At 62.7% G+C, this 16,148-nt stretch carries 16 protein-coding genes; 3 read left to right on the forward strand and 13 right to left on the reverse strand.

All coding sequences use genetic code 11. From position 1 onward, the window contains the following. Nucleotides 1-18 precede the first annotated feature (18 nt). Nucleotides 19-2,022: a CocE/NonD family hydrolase gene (locus EGN72_RS15715; RefSeq protein WP_127049231.1), complete on the reverse strand. Its 2,004-nt coding sequence runs from the start codon at nt 2,020-2,022 to the stop codon at nt 19-21. A gap of 145 nt (nt 2,023-2,167) precedes the next feature. Here EGN72_RS15715 and betC point away from each other — a divergent pair, with 145 nt between their 5' ends. Next, nucleotides 2,168-3,673 (forward strand): choline-sulfatase, encoded by a 1,506-nt coding sequence (gene betC / locus EGN72_RS15720; RefSeq protein ID WP_127049233.1) that lies wholly within the window; start codon nt 2,168-2,170, stop codon nt 3,671-3,673. Between the two features lie 76 nt (nt 3,674-3,749). Here the strand turns inward: betC and EGN72_RS15725 are convergent, their stop codons facing one another. The 4 genes from EGN72_RS15725 to EGN72_RS15740 all read right to left on the reverse strand — a co-directional run bounded on the left by EGN72_RS15725 (nt 3,750) and on the right by EGN72_RS15740 (nt 5,361). Further along, on the reverse strand, nt 3,750-4,244 hold the full coding sequence (locus tag EGN72_RS15725; RefSeq protein ID WP_127049235.1) for a ClbS/DfsB family four-helix bundle protein: 495 nt from the start codon (nt 4,242-4,244) through the stop codon (nt 3,750-3,752). A 3-nt stretch (nt 4,245-4,247) separates the two neighbouring features. Beyond that, on the reverse strand, nt 4,248-4,610 hold the full coding sequence (locus tag EGN72_RS15730) for an STAS/SEC14 domain-containing protein (RefSeq protein ID WP_158623210.1): 363 nt from the start codon (nt 4,608-4,610) through the stop codon (nt 4,248-4,250). 86 nt (nt 4,611-4,696) lie between these two features. Then, nucleotides 4,697-5,041, reverse strand: coding sequence for an antibiotic biosynthesis monooxygenase (locus EGN72_RS15735; RefSeq protein ID WP_127049239.1), 345 nt, complete (start codon nt 5,039-5,041; stop codon nt 4,697-4,699). Continuing rightward, complete coding sequence (locus tag EGN72_RS15740; RefSeq protein WP_127049241.1) at nt 5,038-5,361, reverse strand: NIPSNAP family protein; 324 nt, start codon at nt 5,359-5,361, stop codon at nt 5,038-5,040. The genes EGN72_RS15735 and EGN72_RS15740 overlap by 4 nt, the downstream gene beginning before the upstream one ends. A gap of 72 nt (nt 5,362-5,433) precedes the next feature. Here EGN72_RS15740 and EGN72_RS15745 point away from each other — a divergent pair, with 72 nt between their 5' ends. After that, on the forward strand, nt 5,434-6,120 hold the full coding sequence (locus tag EGN72_RS15745; protein WP_127049243.1) for a helix-turn-helix transcriptional regulator: 687 nt from the start codon (nt 5,434-5,436) through the stop codon (nt 6,118-6,120). A 7-nt stretch (nt 6,121-6,127) separates the two neighbouring features. Further along, complete coding sequence (locus EGN72_RS15750; protein WP_127049245.1) at nt 6,128-6,283, forward strand: cytochrome oxidase subunit III; 156 nt, start codon at nt 6,128-6,130, stop codon at nt 6,281-6,283. A 14-nt stretch (nt 6,284-6,297) separates the two neighbouring features. On the opposite strand, the gene EGN72_RS15755 is transcribed toward EGN72_RS15750, so the two are convergent. The 8 genes from EGN72_RS15755 to EGN72_RS15790 all read right to left on the reverse strand — a co-directional run bounded on the left by EGN72_RS15755 (nt 6,298) and on the right by EGN72_RS15790 (nt 16,131). Continuing rightward, nucleotides 6,298-7,899 carry a GMC family oxidoreductase gene (locus tag EGN72_RS15755; protein ID WP_127049247.1) on the reverse strand — a complete coding sequence of 534 codons (1,602 nt, stop codon included), beginning with the start codon at nt 7,897-7,899 and terminating at the stop codon, nt 6,298-6,300. Between the two features lie 230 nt (nt 7,900-8,129). Beyond that, on the reverse strand, nt 8,130-8,594 hold the full coding sequence (locus EGN72_RS15760) for an OsmC family protein (RefSeq protein ID WP_127049249.1): 465 nt from the start codon (nt 8,592-8,594) through the stop codon (nt 8,130-8,132). A 67-nt stretch (nt 8,595-8,661) separates the two neighbouring features. Continuing rightward, nucleotides 8,662-9,459: a carnitinyl-CoA dehydratase gene (locus EGN72_RS15765; RefSeq protein ID WP_127049251.1), complete on the reverse strand. Its 798-nt coding sequence runs from the start codon at nt 9,457-9,459 to the stop codon at nt 8,662-8,664. Next, entirely contained in the window at nt 9,456-11,450 is a 1,995-nt protein-coding gene (locus EGN72_RS15770) for an acetate--CoA ligase family protein (RefSeq protein ID WP_127049253.1), read from the reverse strand. The genes EGN72_RS15765 and EGN72_RS15770 overlap by 4 nt, the downstream gene beginning before the upstream one ends. Nucleotides 11,451-11,747: 297 nt before the next feature. Beyond that, on the reverse strand, nt 11,748-12,911 hold the full coding sequence (locus EGN72_RS15775; protein ID WP_127049255.1) for an acyl-CoA dehydrogenase family protein: 1,164 nt from the start codon (nt 12,909-12,911) through the stop codon (nt 11,748-11,750). A gap of 3 nt (nt 12,912-12,914) precedes the next feature. Then, on the reverse strand, nt 12,915-13,661 hold the full coding sequence (locus EGN72_RS15780) for an SDR family oxidoreductase (protein ID WP_127049257.1): 747 nt from the start codon (nt 13,659-13,661) through the stop codon (nt 12,915-12,917). After that, nucleotides 13,658-15,112 (reverse strand): carnitine 3-dehydrogenase, encoded by a 1,455-nt coding sequence (locus EGN72_RS15785; RefSeq protein ID WP_127049259.1) that lies wholly within the window; start codon nt 15,110-15,112, stop codon nt 13,658-13,660. The genes EGN72_RS15780 and EGN72_RS15785 overlap by 4 nt, the downstream gene beginning before the upstream one ends. 104 nt (nt 15,113-15,216) lie before the next feature. Then, nucleotides 15,217-16,131: a 3-keto-5-aminohexanoate cleavage protein gene (locus EGN72_RS15790; protein ID WP_127049261.1), complete on the reverse strand. Its 915-nt coding sequence runs from the start codon at nt 16,129-16,131 to the stop codon at nt 15,217-15,219. Nucleotides 16,132-16,148 lie beyond the last annotated feature (17 nt).

Consider the following 16,148-nt stretch of genomic DNA (forward strand, 5'->3'; position numbering starts at 1 on the left):
AACCAACCCCCCTGCCCGTCAGACAAAGTCGCGCGGCACTTCGTCGTGAAACTCGCGTTCAAAAACAAGATCTTCGCCTTCCCACGCACGCAGATGGGCGTGAAAGATCAGATGGTCGGGGGTGCTGTGCAGGCGCGCCTTTGCCTCTGTCCGGATCGCCCAACCGCCGCGCGATTGGTGCTGCGTCCAGTCACATTGCGCCACCGCATGCGCGGGATCGGCGGGGTCCACCTCGAACCGCTCGGTCATGTTTTCCTCGACGATCAGGCCATGCGCGGGGTTTTCAACCCGGCCCGAGTGATCTTCGACCACCAAGGCCACGCGCCCGGAGATCAAGTCAGTTTCCACCCGCCGCGCGGCATGGCCGGGGCTATGCGCATGCAGCGCCAAGGGTTTGGCCGAACGGGGCGGCGGCGGCAGCCATTCATCCGCCGCCACACCGGGATGCACGGGCAAGTGCAACGCCCCTTCCAGCAGCGTCAGCGTCGCAGGCTCCGGGCTGGGCCAGAGAAAGGGCCAATAGGTCGTCGACAACGCCAAGCGCAAGTGATGACCGGGGGCAAGCTGATAGGCCATATCATCCAGCACCAGTTCCACATCCACGGCCTTGCCGGGGGGCAGGTGGCTGGGGTTTTCCATCCCGTCGCGGTGGCACAGGTTCAACATGCCATGCGCGATCCGCACCGATTGCCCGTCTGGCCCCACATCACACAGACGCGCGACGATAAAGGCGCGCGGCTTGTCGCTGTGCAGCCGCAAGCGCAGCCGCGCCCCCCCCAGCAGCGCCAGCGGGGCCTGCAAAGGGGCCGCGTCAAAACAAACCGACAGCGCATCATCGCGCGCTTGGTCGCCGGGCATTTCGGCGTTCAGCCCCATCGGGAAAAACTCACCCGCTGTCAGGCCCAGATCGGGGCGGGTGCAAACCGGCACCGCCAGCGCCCCCCCTGCCCCACCCAACAGGCCATCCGCCGACAAGGCGAGTTGCTGCATCGCCACCCGGTCTGACGGCAAACGCGCCTCGGCCACCCACCGCCCCGCGCGGTTACGGGCACTGGCATCGGGGGCCGCCGAGTCCAGCATCCAGACGCGATAGGCCGGGTCATCCTCGGCGCCGTTTTCCACCCCTTTCAGCCAGCGATCCCACCAGCGCAGCGCCGCGTCCAGAAAGCCAATCGCCGGGCCGGGCACCGCATCATGCGGGTATTGATGCACCCAAGGCCCCACAATCGCCTTGGCCCCCGCCACATTGCGCACCAGATGCGCCGATGTGTTCATGTAATTATCCGCCCAACCGGAAAAACTCAGCACCGGCACCTGAATACGGCTGAAATCTTCGCAGATGGAGCCGTGTTTCCAATAGCTGTCCCGCGCCTGATGGCTGGCCCAGCGCGGGGCGAGGAACGGCTCTGCCTCCAGCCGCGCCAACCAGTCGCGGCGCCAATCGGGGCGCAAAACCGGGTCCGCCGGACGCGAGGAATAAGACAGCATCACCGCGCCCCAGCCCAGATTCTCACCCAGCAAACAGCCGCCCTTGAAATGGATGTCATCGGCAAAGCGGTCGGTTGTGGAACAGACAGTCACCACGGCCTTCAACGCAGGGGGCTGCAAAAAGGCGGTCTGCAAACAGTTGAACCCGCCCCAGCTTTTGCCCATCATCCCTACGGATCCGTTGCACCAATCCTGCGCGGCCAACCAGGCGATCACATCGCAGGCATCCTGCAATTCCTGCGGCGTGTATTCATCCGTCATCACCCCTTCGCTATCGCCATTGCCGCGGATATCCACCCGCACCGCCGCATAGCCATGCCCCGCGAAATAAGGGTGCATCCGCGCATCTCGCGCCGCCGTGCCATCGCGCTTGCGATAGGGGATATATTCCAGAATGGCTGGCACCCGCATAGGCTCGGGCCCCGCCCCCTGCGCCCGCCAGATCCGCGCCGACAAGCGGCAACCATCAGGCATCACGATGCCCACGTCCTCCTCTTCGATCACCGGAAAGGGAAAATCGCTTACCACCTGCATCGCTGCCCCCAATTTCATCTTGGCAAAAATACCTATCTGCGCCAGCCCCCTAAAACAGGTCGCAAAAGGAACAGACCGCCCTTGCCTTCATCGCCATCAAAGGCGCAGACCGCCGCAAAGGCAAGCACTGAAAAGGGGGCATGACATGACCAAACCGAATATCCTGATCCTGATGGTCGACCAACTCAACGGCACGCTGTTTCCCGATGGGCCTGCCTCCTGGCTCCACGCCCCCAACCTGAAAAAGCTGGCGGCCCGCTCGGTGCGCTTTGCCAATAGCTACACCGGCTCGCCGCTTTGCGCGCCGGGGCGGGCCAGCTTCATGTCGGGCCAGCTTCCTTCGCGCACCCGCGTCTATGACAATGCCGCCGAATTCCAATCCGATATTCCCTGCTTCACCCATCATTTGCGCCGCGCGGGCTATGAATGCACGCTGTCGGGCAAAATGCATTTCGTCGGCCCCGACCAGATGCACGGGTTCGAACACCGGCTGACCACCGATATCTACCCCGCCGATTTCGGCTGGACCCCGGATTACCGCAAACCGGGCGAACGGATTGACTGGTGGTATCACAACCTCGGCTCTGTCACCGGGGCGGGCGTGGCCGAGATCACCAACCAGTTGGAATATGACGATGATGTCGCACATCAGGCGGTGCAGAAACTCTATGACCTGTCGCGCGGGGCGGATGCCCGCCCATGGTGCCTGACCGTCAGCTTCACCCATCCGCATGACCCTTACGTCGCGCGCCGCAAATACTGGGATTTCTACAACGATTGCGCGCATTTGGATGCCCCCGATGCGATTGCTTACGCTGACCAGGACCCCCATTCCAAGCGCCTGATCGACGCCTGCGACAGCCACAGGTTCGACATCACGCCCGACCATATCCGCCGCGCCCGCCAAGGCTATTTCGCCAATATCAGCTATATCGACGACAAGATCGGCGAGATTTTGCAAGTGCTGGAGGACAGCCGGCAAGAGGCGATCATCCTCTTTGTTTCCGACCATGGCGATATGCTGGGCGACCGGGGGCTGTGGTTCAAGATGAACTTCTTTGAAGGCTCTGCCCGCGTGCCCTTGATGCTATGCGCGCCGGGGCTGGAACCGCATCTGGAAACCACGCCGGTTTCCACCATCGACGTCACCCCCACGCTCTGCGATCTGGCGGGGATTGATATGTCCGAGGTGATGCCCTGGACCGATGGCACTTCGCTGCTGCCGCTGGCAAAAGGGGCGGAGCGGGCGGACCCGGTGGCCATTGAATATGCGGCCGAAGGCTCCATCACCCCCCTCGTCATGCTGCGCTATGGCAAGTGGAAGTATACCCGCTGCCTTGCCGACCCGGACATGCTGTTCGATATCGAGGCCGACCCGATGGAGCGCAACAACCTTGCCGCCGATCCCGCCCATGCCGGCACTTTGCAAAGCCTGCGCGCCAAATCCGAAGGCCGCTGGGACCTGCGCGCCTATGATGCGGCGGTGCGTGAAAGTCAGGCCCGCCGCTGGGTGGTCTATGAGGCGCTGCGGCAAGGCGGCTATTACCCGTGGGATTTCCAGCCCCTGCAAAAAGCCTCGGAACGCTATATGCGCAACCATATGGACCTGAACGTGCTGGAAGAAAGCAAACGCTTTCCGCGCGGGGAATAACAAGGGGCGGTGGGTTGCACCCACCCTACATATCTGGCCGTAGGGTGGGTGTAACCCACCGCCCGCCGCAAACTGACTAGCCCGACCTCAGCCTTGCGCGGATATATTTCGCGGCAGATCGGTAATGGCTTGGGCCTGCCGCTTCGGCCCAGCGCCCGGTGGTCCATGCGCTGCCACCGCCGGGCATCGGCCCTGCGTAAAGGGTGGCATCAGTCTGGCTGTCCAAGAAGGCTCTCAGCCGCGAGGCCGCAGCCTCCAGCAAGGTCCGGGCCGCCGCCCAATCCACCCCCGCCTGCGCCGCCCGCAGATCGGCGTTATAGCGTTTCAGATCGTTCCACATATATCCCGGCGCGGGGATCGCCACCGCCTGCCCCGCCATGCCCTGCGCCTGCCAGCCCAGAAACAACCCGATCCAATGCGCCCGATGGGCCACCACATCCTTGATCGAGGTGCCATCCTCATCTTTGACCAGCGCCAGCGCTGCCGGAACCTTGTCCAGCAGCGCTGTCAGATCAGCGTATTCCTTGGCCGTCACCGCCAGAAGTGCCGCTTTATCCGTGGCGGCAGGCATGGCTTATGCCTCGGCCAGCCACGCCCGCGCGGCGTCCAGCTCCTCCAGATCAAAGGTGCGCAGTTTGGTCGCCATAAAGGCCCCTGCCGCCTTGGTCAGCGGGCTGATCCAGCCCATATCCGACACCACGGCGCAATGGGTGATATGCGGGATGATCTTGATGTCAAACTTCATCCCCTTCCACAGCATCATCGGATCAAAGCCTTGGAAATCCTCGATAATCTCCAGCAGCCTGATCTTGCCATGCTTTTCGACAAAATCCGCCATCGGCCCGGCCAATGCATCAAAATCCTCTGATGTCACCTTGCCGGAAACGGTGAATTCAAAGGTCTTGGTTTCGGGGATCGTCCGGTAACTTGTCGCCATGCTTCGCCCTCCTGTGTGAAAGAAAAGCATAGCACAGCTTGCAAAGACCCGCTTTGCCCCAGATCAAGCCCCGATCAATACCGCGATCAACCATGGCGCGCGCGGCTGTCCTGCGGCGCCTCTGCGCGGTCCACCATACCGTAATCGCGCAGCACATGGGCCACGCGCAGGCGGTAATCGGCAAAGATGCCGCCACGCCCTTGCGTTTGCGCACTGCGGTGATCGTCCAGCGCGCGCCAGCGCCGCACAGCCGCCTCATCTGCAAAGCAAGACAGCGACAACAGCTTGTCCGGGTCGCCCAGGCTTTGAAACCGCTCTCCCGACACGAAGCCTTCCACCTGCTCCAGCTCCGGGCGCAGGCGGGCGGCAATTTCCAGATAATCAGGCTTGCGGCCAGCGGCCAAGACCACCTCAAAGATCACTGCGATCATGCCGCACCCCGCAGCGGGTCCGATACGCGTTTCAGAAACACCCGATCCTCGCGCAGCAAGAACCGTTCTTTCTGCGCGAAGGCATAGTTTTCGCGGCCCAACGGGTCTGCCGCCAATCGCGCGCGATAGGCTTCATAGGCGGCCAGACTGGGGATGTTATAGATGCCATAGGCCAGCGTCGCAGAGCCTTCATGCGGGCCATAATAGCCCAGCAACTCTGCCCCGCAGCGCGGAATGGCCTGCCCCCAATTGCGGGCATATTGCGCGAATTCTGCGTGTTTGGTCGGGTCGATGTGATAGCGGATGATACAGGTCAGCATGGGATTTCCTTTGATCTTGCACGGTCATCCTAGCGGCTTGACCGCGGCGGATGCTTCGTCAATGATCGAACTATGAAACATGGCCCCGATATCGCCCAGATTGCAGCCTTGATCGGCGATCTCGCCCGCGCCAATATCCTGACGGCCTTGATGGCGGGCCACGCGCTGACCGCCACCGAACTGGCGGCAGAGGCCGGGGTGACGGCACAAACCGCCAGCGCGCATCTGGCCAAGCTGGAACAAGGCGGGCTGTTGCAGACCCGCAAACAGGGGCGGCATAAATACGCCAGCCTTGCATCGGAAGACGTTGCGCGCGTGTTGGAATCGCTGATGGGGCTGGCCGCCAAAACCGGCCAGTTGCGCAGCAAACCGGGGCCAAAGGATGCCCGTTTGCGCGCGGCACGAATCTGCTACAACCACCTCGCCGGGGCCAAGGGGGTGCAATTGTATCGCGCATTGCTGGCACAGGGCGTGCTGACCGTGGCAGCCAAAGGACCAGCGCTGACACCCGCTGGCCGCGACTTCGTCACTGCTTTCGGCATCGACCTTGCGGCGCTGGAGGCCCGCAAAACCCCGCTGTGCCGCGATTGCCTTGACTGGTCAGAGCGTCGATCGCATCTGGCCGGAAGCCTTGGCCGCGCTTTGTTGGCCCGGTTCGAAGCGCTTGGCTGGGCGACCCGCCTTGCCGATAGCCGTATCATCGCCTTTACCGCGAAGGGCGAGGCAGGCTTTGCCCAAACCTTCCCCAACCCGGAGTGAGGCCGCGTTGAAAACCCAAACCATCATCCTGATCGGCTGGCTGCTCTTTGTCGTCTCGGCCATCGGCTTCATCATCGCCAGCATTGGTGATTTCTGGGCGATGTTTGGCAGCATCTTTTTTCTGATTGCCTGCTTTGTCTTTCTGGTCGCGCATTTCCGCTAGGCGCTGCTTTTGGCTCAGCGCCCCTGATCGGCCAGAATAACCTCGGCCCCTTTCCAGCCCATCAGGATTGCGGGCGCGTTGGTATTGCCCGCGATCAGGTTCGGAAAGGCGCTTGCATCACAGACCCGCAGCCCCTCTACCCCTTTCACCCGCAGCCGATTGTCCACCACATCCCCCATCCGACAGGTGCAGGACGGGTGATACACCGTCCCCGACCGCGCCCGGAAATCCGCGATCAAGTCGGCGTCCGATGTCACCTCCGGCCCCGGTCGCAGTTCTTCGGCGATCACATCGGCCATCGGGCCTTGGGCGGCGATCTTGCGGATGAATTTCACTGCCGCCAACATCTCGGCCACGTCCTGATCGGTCGAATAGGCGTTGCCCACGATCTGTGGCGGCGCGAACGGATCGGCAGATCGGATTTTCAACCACCCGCGCGAGGTGGGGCGGCAGTTCGACAAGCCGATCGACAGGCCGGAAAACGGGTCCGGCGTCAGCAAGGGGCGTTCGCCCACTTTCGGCACAAGGGTGGAAAACGCCTGCATGTAAAGCTGCATATTGGGCCGCGTCAGCGCGGGCGAGGTGCGGAAGAACCCGCCTGCATGGTTGATGCTTTTCGACAGCACGCCCCGGCCTTGCAGCAGATATTGCATCCCCACCAAGGCCTTGCCCCACCACGGGCGCAAAATGTCATTATAGGTGGGCACCTTCATGCGGTAGGTGTAGTTCAAGCCCTGATGGTCGTTCAGATGGCCGCCGACATGCGGGTTATCGGCCACCACCGCCAGCCCCAAACCCGCCAGATGCGCAGCAGGCCCGATGCCGGAGAGTTGCAATAGCTGGGGCGAGTTGATGGCCCCGCCTGCCAAAATCACCTCACGCGCGCGGATCACCTCGCGCGTAGCGCCGCGCATCACCTCGACACCCACGGCGCGGCGCCCTTCGAACACCACGCGGGTAACATGGGCGCGGGTGCGCACCTGAAGATTGGGCCGCTTCATCGCGGGGCGCAAAAACGCCCGCGCCGTTGAATTGCGCCGCCCCCCCTTGATGGTCATCTGGTAAACCCCAGCGCCCTCCTGACCGGCCCCGTTGAAATCCGGCGTCTCGGGCAGGCCCGCGGCCGCGCAGGCGTCCAGATAATTGCGCACCAAAGGGTGCAAGCCATCCTTGTTAGCCGAGATGAACAGCGGCCCGCCCTGCCCGCGCCAGGCATCCGCGCCGGCCTCGTTATCCTCAATCGCGCGGTAAGCGGCCAGCACGCTGTCCCAGCCCCAATCGGCGCCACCCACCGCGCCCCATTCGTCATAATCCTCGCGCTGCCCGCGGATCCAGACCATCGCATTGATCGAGGATGACCCGCCCAAGACCTTGCCTCGCGGCCAGTAATCGCGGTTGCCGCCAAGCCCCGGATCGGGGTCCGTCTCATAGGCCCAGTTCACCGCCTTGTTGTAGAACAATTTGCCATAGCCCAAGGGCATATGCACAAAAAACCGCGCGTCGGAGCCGCCTGCCTCCAGCACCAAGACGCGGTGCTTGCCCGATGCGCTCAACCGTTCGGCCAGCACCGATCCAGCAGAGCCTGCGCCCACAATCAGAAAATCAACTTCAGCCACGCGGCACCCCCGTTTGTTGCCGCCACCCTAACGCCCCCGCGCCGGGATGCCATAGCGCGAAGCGACAAAAAATGTCGAGTTTGGTCAGATATGCGGGGCGGCGGGACGACGCGCCCCCCGTTTTGCCTGCCCGTCAGAGCCGGGCCAGACCCCACCCACGACAGGCGCTGGCGGGTGCCGGTTCACAGTCGCGCATCCAGTTCCGGATACCCAGACCATCCCGAACCGCGTTACCCCTCAACCTCGAAATGAGGCGCATAGGTCACGGGGAAATTGACTGAGCGTGCGATGAAACAAACCGCATGGATGCGGTGATGAATGGCCTCTGCCGCAACCAGATCGGCCCCTGCCTTAACCCGGATCACTGGCCGTAACTCGGCCGAGACAAACCGCCCCGCGCCACCCGGCCCGACCTCGCCTTGCCCGACCGGCGTATCCTCATACCGCGTCACCACAATCCCCGCTTCGGACGCGTAGTGCAGATACCACAGCATATGACAGGCCGAGAGCGCCGAGAGCAGCAAATCCTCGGGGTTCATCTTGCCGGGATCACCGCCCAGCAAGGGATCGTTGGAACACTGCACCACCGGCTTGCCCGGCACGGCAATATCCCAGGTGCGGGCATAGGCCTTGTAATGCGCCGTGCCCGCGCCCGTATTGCCGGTCCAGACCACGCGGCTGGTATACTCATGCATGCGCTTGCCCCTTCATCTTGGCCCAAATACCTATTCTGCCCGCAGCCACAGGCGCAAGGGTGAAGGCTCAGCGCCCCTTCCACACCGGGTCGCGTTTTTCGGCAAAGGCCCGCGCGCCTTCCAATTGATCGTCCGAGGAATAGAGCTTGTCGACCGTCACGAACTGCCGCTTGGTGATCCGGTTCAGCGCATCCTGAAAACGCATCGCCTCGGCCTCGCGCACCACTTCCTTGATCGCGGCATAGACCAGCGGCGGCCCGCTTTCCAGCAGCCGCGCCAAATCCCACGCCTTGTCCAGCAGGGTTTCGGGCGTGGTGATCTCTTTGATCAGGCCCCAGCGCTGCGCCTCCTCGGCGTCAAACCAACGGCCCGTCAGCAACAGGTCCATCGCGACGTGATAGGGAATGCGCTTGGGCAGTTTGATCGAGGCCGCATCGGCCACGGTGCCCGAACGGATTTCAGGCAAGGCGAAAGTAGCTGTGTCAGAACACAAGATCAGATCGCAGGACAAGGCCAGCTCCAACCCGCCGCCGCAGCAAATGCCGTTGACCGCGGCGATCACGGGTTTGTTGAGGTTGGGCAATTCCTGCAACCCGCCAAAGCCACCCACGCCATAATCGCCATCCACCGCATCGCCATCGGCGGCGGCTTTCAGATCCCAGCCCGGGCAAAAAAATTTCTCGCCCGCCGCGCGCAGGATGCAGACGCGCAAACTGTCGTCATCGCGAAAATCGCGGAACACCGTTCCCATGATCCGGCTGGTCGCCAGATCAATCGCATTGGCCTTGCCGCGCGACAGGGTGACTTCCAGAATGGCCCCCTCGCGCCGGGTCAGGATCGGGCCTTCGCTTCGCATCTGCATCATCTCTCATCCTTCCAGATCACCGCATCTGCCGCAACGGCGCCTTGCGCGCGCAGCATCAGCGGGTTGATTTCTATTTCCTCAAACCGGTCGTCCTGCATCAGCGCCTGTAGTCGCATCACCGCCGCGACCACCGCATCAACATCCGCCTTCACCCGCCCGCGATAGCCGTCAAGCAAGGGCCAAAGCCGCAGGCGCTGCAAGGCCGCGACAACCTCTTCGGGGGTGACGGGGCAAATCAAGGTCACGGTATCGGCCAAAAGCTCTGCCGTCACGCCGCCAAACCCAAGGGTCAGGCTGACACCGTAGACCGGATCGCGCCGCAGACCGAGCAGAAGTTCGGCAATCACCCCCGTCACCATTTCTTCGGCCAGATAGCCGGTAGCCCCCGGCATGTCGGCCTGCCCCGCAAGGCTGGCAAGCCCAAGCCGCACCGCGCCATGATCTGACTTATGCGCAAAGCCAAGCCCTTTGAGGGCGAGTGGCGGCACCAAATTGCTGGCGGCGGCGCGCAACCCGTTCAGATCCGGCGCGGAAACGCCGAGAGGCACAGCCACCCCTGCCCGCGCCAACAGCGCCTTGGCCTGCGCCTCATCCATCAGCGCAAGGCGGGTCGGCTTGCGCGACGGCAAGGGCCGCCACCCCGCCAGACCCGGCGGCGTCTGCGCCGCGCGCAACGCCCCCAATGCGGTTTCCAGCCCCATCAGCGGCACCACACCGCGCGCCATCATGGCAAGGGCAAGTTCCTCGTCAAAGTTTTCGGGCAAAGAGGCAACGGGGAAAGCAGACTTGCCCGTCCGCTCTGCCGCCGCTTCAATCGCCTGGAGGGCCGGCGTGAACGAGCTTGGATCGCAGCGATCGGGGCGCGGCGGATCGATAATGAAAATGCCCGCGTCATAGCCCGCCAACATGGTTGCAAAAACATCGGTCGTGCGTGGCCCGTCACCCCAGATAAACGTGTGATAATCCAACGGGTTGGCGATGGCCACAATCGGCCCCAGAATATCGCCCAAAGCCTGCCGCTGCGCCTGCGTGGGGGCAGGAAAGGAAATACCGAAAGGGGCCGCCAGATCCGCGACCAGGCCTGCCTCTCCGCCCGAACAGGAAAGCGAGCATAAACGCGTCCCGATCTGTGGCCCGTAGCGGTGAAAAATCTTCAACGTCTCCAACAGTTCCGGCAGCGTCGTCACCTCTGCCACGCCGACCTGCCGCAGAAAGGCTGACGAGGCCGCGCCCCCACCCGCCAAAGCCGCCGTATGCGAAGCCGCCGCCGCGCGCGAAGCCTCGGTCTTGCCGGATTTGATGCAGACAATGCCTTTGCCCGCCAGTCGCGCCGCCTCTGCCAAAGCAGCAAAACCGGGGGCATCGTCGATCCCCTCGATATATAGCCCAAGCGCGGTGACACGGTCATCGGCCAGCAAAGCGGCGGCCAGTTCCGCCAGGCCCACCTGCGCGGCATTGCCCAGACAGGCGACATAGGCCACCGGCAAGCCACGCGCCTGCATGGTCAGGTTGATCACGATATTGGAGGATTGCGACAGCAAAGCCACCCCCCGCTCCACCCGCCGCCCCCCATGCTGGTCCGGCCACAGCAGGGCACCATCCAGGTAATTGATCACCCCATAGCAATTGGGCCCCAGTATGGGCATCTGCCCCGCCGCCTGCACCAAATCGGCCTGAAGCCCGGCCTCACCAGCCTCGGTCCAGCCGGAGGCAAAACAGATAGCCCCACCCGCGCCCATCGCAGAAAGCGAGGCCACGACATCAACAGTCGCATGCCGGTTGACGCCGATGAAAGTAGCATCCGGCGGCGCAGGCAAATTTGCAAGCCGCGCGAAAGCCGGCAATCCGCCAATCTGCGCCTTGGTGGGATGAATCGGCCAAACCGGCCCCTCAAACCCCATCTTGTGACATTGCGCGATGACATTCTCGGCCCAGACTGAGCCCAAGACGGCGATGGATCGCGGGCGAAGCAGGCGTGAGATATCCTTCATCGGCACGCTCCACTGACCAACCAATGCAAAATGGGGCTCTGCCCCACCACGATTGGCAAGCCAATCATGGTCCCCCGGGATATTTTTGAATAGATGAAATGGGTCAGAAGTCGCCCTGCCTCCAGCCAAGGAGACAGGGAAACTTCACCTATTACGGTCATCGGCGTCCCCGCCTGTACCGTGTTGTCAGAATAGCCACGCATGGTTAACGATCCGTTACTCATCTATTTCCAAATATCCTCAGGGGGTGAATTGGCCTTGAGGCCAAGAGGGGGCGCGAGCGCCCCCTGCCCGGTCTCATGCCCCATGCGCCCGCAGAAGTTGGCGGCTGATGATGTGGCGCTGGATTTCGGAGGTGCCTTCCCAGATCCGTTCCACGCGGGCATCGCGCCAGATACGTTCCAAGGGCAGGTCATCCATCAGGCCCATTCCGCCGTGAATCTGGATCGCCTCATCCGCGATCATTGCCAGCACCTCTGTGGCTTTCAGCTTGGCCATCGACATATCGGCCTCGGTCACGCTGCCGTCGTCAAAGCGCCAGGCGGCGTCCCATGTCAGCAGTTCTGCGGCTTTCAACTCCATCGCCATATCGGCGAGTTTAAAACTGATACCTTGGAACTTGCCGATCTTTTGCCCGAACTGTTCGCGTTCGGCGGCATATTGCACGGAATGGCCCAGCGCGCGGTCTGCCCGCCCCAGTGAGGTCGCGGCGACTTGCAGGCGGGTGGCCCCCAGCCATGTATTGGCGACCTCAAAGCCCTTATGCACCTCGCCCAGAATGTGCGATGCTGGCAGGCGGCAATTGTCAAACTCCAGTATCGCATTGGTATAGCCGCGATGCGAGACGTTGCGATAGCCGTCACGGACGGTGAACCCCGGCGTCCCCTTATCCACGAAAAACGCGGTGATCAGGCGTTTGGGGCCGCGGGGGGTGACCTCCTCGCCGCTGGCCATGAAAACGATCGCGAAATCGGCGATATCGGCATGGCTGATGAAATGCTTGGTGCCGTTCAGCACCCAATCATCGCCTTCGCGCCGCGCGCTTGCTTTCATACCGCGCAGGTCAGACCCGGCGCCCGGCTCTGTCATCGCCAGACAATCCCATTTCTCGCCGCGAATACAGGGGTAGAGGTATTTCTCGCGCTGCTCTGGGGTGCCGGCCAGCAAGATATTCGATGGCCGCGCGACGCAGGTCCAATGCAGCGCGTAATTGGCACGCCCCAACTCGCGTTCATAAAGCAGCCATGACAGCGTATCGAGGCCTGCGCCGCCCACATCCTCGGGCATATTCGCGGCATAAAGCCCCGCTGCAATCGCCTTGGCCTGCACCTCGCGGATGATCTCCATCGGCAGATGGCCCGTGCGTTCCACCAGCGCCTCATGCGGATACAGCTCTGCCTCGACAAAGGCGCGCGTGGTGTCAACGATCATGCGCTGTTCGTCGGTCATGCCAAAATGCATCATCTATACCTTTGGGTCTGGGTTGATGGTAAAGCCGTCCACCGCGATCACCTGACCGGAGATGCGCGGAGCAGAGGCCAGAAACAGGGCCATATCAGCCACGTCTTGCGCGGTGACCAAACAGCCAAGCGCGGTGCCCGCGGCATACCCTGCGGCAACGGCCTCGGGCGTCATGCCTTTGGCCTCGGCCTCGGCGGCAAAGACGCGGTCGATGCGCGGCCCCTCTACAGAGCCGGGCGCGATGGCATTGCAGCGTATCCCCTTCGGACCCAGTTCCATCGCGGCGGTTTTCATCAGCCCGATGATGGCCCATTTCGCCGCCGCATAGGGGCTGCGATATGGAAAGCCATACAGCCCGGCGGTAGAGGCGGTAAACACCATCGCCCCGCCTTGACCCATCAAGGGGGCGGCGTGTTTCACCGTCAGGAACGCACCATCAAGGCAAACGGCCAGACAGTCACGCCAAGCCCCCAGATCGGTGTCGACAATCGCCGAGGTCGGCCCCTTGATGCCTGCATTCACGCAAACCACATCCAACCCGCCCCAAGCCGCCTGCACATCGGCCATCAGCGCGGCCATGCCCCCCTCATCCGCGACGCTGACGCAACTGCCCTTGATCGCCGCGGGCAAGTCGGCAATGGCGGTGGCATCCACATCCGTCACCCAAACCTGCGCGCCCGCGGCGGCAAAGCTTTGCGCCATCACCAGCCCGATGCCATTCGCCCCGGCGGTGATCAACACGCTTTTCATTTGCGCTGCCCGGTAAAGCGGCCCGCTGCCGCAGGGCGTGGCAAATCGGCATGGGCGGCGGCAATCGGCAGCAAACGATCAAGGATCACCGCAGGCGCGGCACAGGCCCGCCCAGCCTTCATATCCACATGCAAAAGCATCTGTTCAATCGTTGCCACATCCACGCCATCCTTTTGAATGGCAATGAAAATATGCATCCGCTTTTCATCCGCTGCCAGCACTTGCAGGGTTCCGGTCAAACGGTCGCCCAGCTTCGCCTCTCCCTTGTGCATGATATGGCTTTCGGCGGTGTAATAGCTGAACCCAGAGCCGACATAATCCATATCCGCCCCGATAAAGCGCAAGAACGCGTCCGAGGTTTCCGAGGCCGCGAACAGATAGCGGCTTTCGGTCATATGGCCGTTGTAATCAATCCAGCCGGGCAATACCTGCATATGGGCCATGACCAGCGGCGCGCCTGTGGGGGGCGTATCGGCCAGCGCCACGCGGCGGCGGGCATCATGGTCGCGCAGCACTTTGCCCGCGCCCCAATTGCGCTCTTTCAAGCTGCGCAGGAAGCCGACAAGGTTGCCATCGCGGATACGTTCCAACTCGCGGATGGTATAGGCACCCGATTGCGCATCCGACTGGCCCGCGATCAGGTCTACCAGTTCGTCAGTAAACTCCGGCACATCGGTCAGCTTGGTCCAGGGCCATTGCAGGCAAGGGCCGAACTGCGCCATGAAATGCTTCATCCCGGCCTCACCCCCCGCCACGCGGTAGGTTTCAAACAGCCCCATCTGGCCCCAGCGCAGGCCAAAGCCCATGCGGATCGCCTCGTCAATCTCCTCGGTGGTGGCGATGCCATCCTTGACCAGCCACAGCGCCTCACGCCAGACGGCTTCAAGGAAGCGGTCCGCGATATGGGCGTCGATTTCCTTGCGGATATGCAAGGGGAACATGCCGATATCGCGCAAAATCTCCTTGGCCCGCTCGATCGCGTCGAGGTCGCTTGCCGCTGACGGCACCACCTCTGCCAAGGGCAGCAGGTAAACCGGGTTGAACGGGTGGGCCACAAAGATCATCGCCGGATTGGCGGCGTTTTGTTGCAATTCTGAAGGTTTGAAGCCAGAGGTCGAAGAACCGATCAAAGTATCCGGGCAGGATTGTTGGATTTGTGCAAAAACACGGTGCTTCAGCTCCAACCGCTCTGACACGGATTCCTGAATATACTCGGCCCCGTCCACCGCTTCGGTGATGGTTTCCGCCATGGTCAACACGCCTTCCGGCCCCTGCGGAATATCTGACAGGGCTGGCAGCGCCGCCCGCGCATTGGCCAGCACCTCCCCGATCTTGCGCGCGGCCTCTGGGTCCGGGTCAAACACCGAGACGTTCCAGCCGTTCAGCAAGAACCGCGCGGCCCAACCGCCGCCAATAACCCCACCACCAATGATTGCCGCCTTGCGTGCCATGTCACACCTTTTTCTAAAGGCATGGAACGGCGCGCCGCCCCAGCCCATTTGCTTTTCACTCTCTGTCTTTGCACAGGCGGGCAGCGCTGCCGCTGCCCCCTCGCTCACTTCGGAAGCGGCGCCCGCTTTTCCAGTTTCAGCTTTGTCCGCACCTCGGCAGGCGTGATGACCCGCGCCCCCAAAGCGGTGATGATCCCCACGGCGCGTTCCACCAATTGCGCATTGGTCGCCAAAACGCCCTTGTCCAGCCACAGGTTATCTTCCAACCCAACGCGCACATTGCCCCCCGCCAAAACGCTGGCGGCCACATAGGCCATCTGGTTGCGCCCGATGGAAAACGCCGACCAGTTCCAATTGCTGGGCACATTGTTGACCATCGCGAGAAAGGTGTTCAGATCATCCGGCGCCCCCCATGGCACGCCCATGCACAGCTGCACCAACACCGGATCAGGAATAATGCCTTCCTTCGCCAATTCCTTGGCCAGCCACAGATGCCCGGTGTCAAAGGCCTCAATTTCAATCCGCACGCCGCTTGCCACCATGCGGCGTGCCATGTCGCGCAGCATGCCGGGGGTGTTGACCATCACATAATCGGCCTCGTTGAAGTTCATCGTGCCGCAATCCAGCGTGCAGATCTCGGGCCGGCATTCGACCACATGGGCCACACGCTCCTCTGCGCCTGCCATGTCGGAATGGGCGGCCATCTGACCCATGTTTTCGGTGCCATCAAACAGCAGATCGCCCCCCATCCCGGCGGTCAGGTTCAACACGACATCCGTATCACTGTCGCGAATACGCTCCGTCACTTCGCGGTAAAGCTTGGGGTCGCGCGCGGGCTTGCCGGTTTCGGGGTCGCGCACATGGCAATGCACCACCGCCGCCCCCGCCTTGGCCGCCGCAATGGCACTTTCGGCAATCTGCTGGGGTGAGCGCGGCACATGCGGGCTGCGGTCTTGCGTGCCCCCCGACCCGGTCACAGCACAGGTGATGAAAACATCGCGGTTCATTTGCAGCGGCATCGGCGGCTCCTCCTCTT

It is taken from the genome of Pseudorhodobacter sp. E13 (genome assembly GCF_003991405.1).
Classification (GTDB): domain Bacteria; phylum Pseudomonadota; class Alphaproteobacteria; order Rhodobacterales; family Rhodobacteraceae; genus Pseudorhodobacter.

Coding starts and splice junctions, on each gene's coding strand:
- EGN72_RS15765 (WP_127049251.1), bottom strand. CDS start 9,459: ATGATGCAGATGCGAAGCGAAGGCCCGATCCTGACCCGGCGCGAGGGG.
- EGN72_RS15725 (WP_127049235.1), bottom strand. CDS start 4,244: ATGCCTGCCGCCACGGATAAAGCGGCACTTCTGGCGGTGACGGCCAAG.
- EGN72_RS15730 (WP_158623210.1), bottom strand. CDS start 4,610: ATGGCGACAAGTTACCGGACGATCCCCGAAACCAAGACCTTTGAATTC.
- EGN72_RS15735 (WP_127049239.1), bottom strand. CDS start 5,041: ATGATCGCAGTGATCTTTGAGGTGGTCTTGGCCGCTGGCCGCAAGCCT.
- EGN72_RS15740 (WP_127049241.1), bottom strand. CDS start 5,361: ATGCTGACCTGTATCATCCGCTATCACATCGACCCGACCAAACACGCA.
- betC (WP_127049233.1), top strand. CDS start 2,168: ATGACCAAACCGAATATCCTGATCCTGATGGTCGACCAACTCAACGGC.
- EGN72_RS15780 (WP_127049257.1), bottom strand. CDS start 13,661: ATGAAAAGCGTGTTGATCACCGCCGGGGCGAATGGCATCGGGCTGGTG.
- EGN72_RS15745 (WP_127049243.1), top strand. CDS start 5,434: ATGAAACATGGCCCCGATATCGCCCAGATTGCAGCCTTGATCGGCGAT.
- EGN72_RS15790 (WP_127049261.1), bottom strand. CDS start 16,131: ATGCCGCTGCAAATGAACCGCGATGTTTTCATCACCTGTGCTGTGACC.
- EGN72_RS15785 (WP_127049259.1), bottom strand. CDS start 15,112: ATGGCACGCAAGGCGGCAATCATTGGTGGTGGGGTTATTGGCGGCGGT.
- EGN72_RS15770 (WP_127049253.1), bottom strand. CDS start 11,450: ATGAAGGATATCTCACGCCTGCTTCGCCCGCGATCCATCGCCGTCTTG.
- EGN72_RS15775 (WP_127049255.1), bottom strand. CDS start 12,911: ATGCATTTTGGCATGACCGACGAACAGCGCATGATCGTTGACACCACG.
- EGN72_RS15715 (WP_127049231.1), bottom strand. CDS start 2,022: ATGCAGGTGGTAAGCGATTTTCCCTTTCCGGTGATCGAAGAGGAGGAC.
- EGN72_RS15760 (WP_127049249.1), bottom strand. CDS start 8,594: ATGCATGAGTATACCAGCCGCGTGGTCTGGACCGGCAATACGGGCGCG.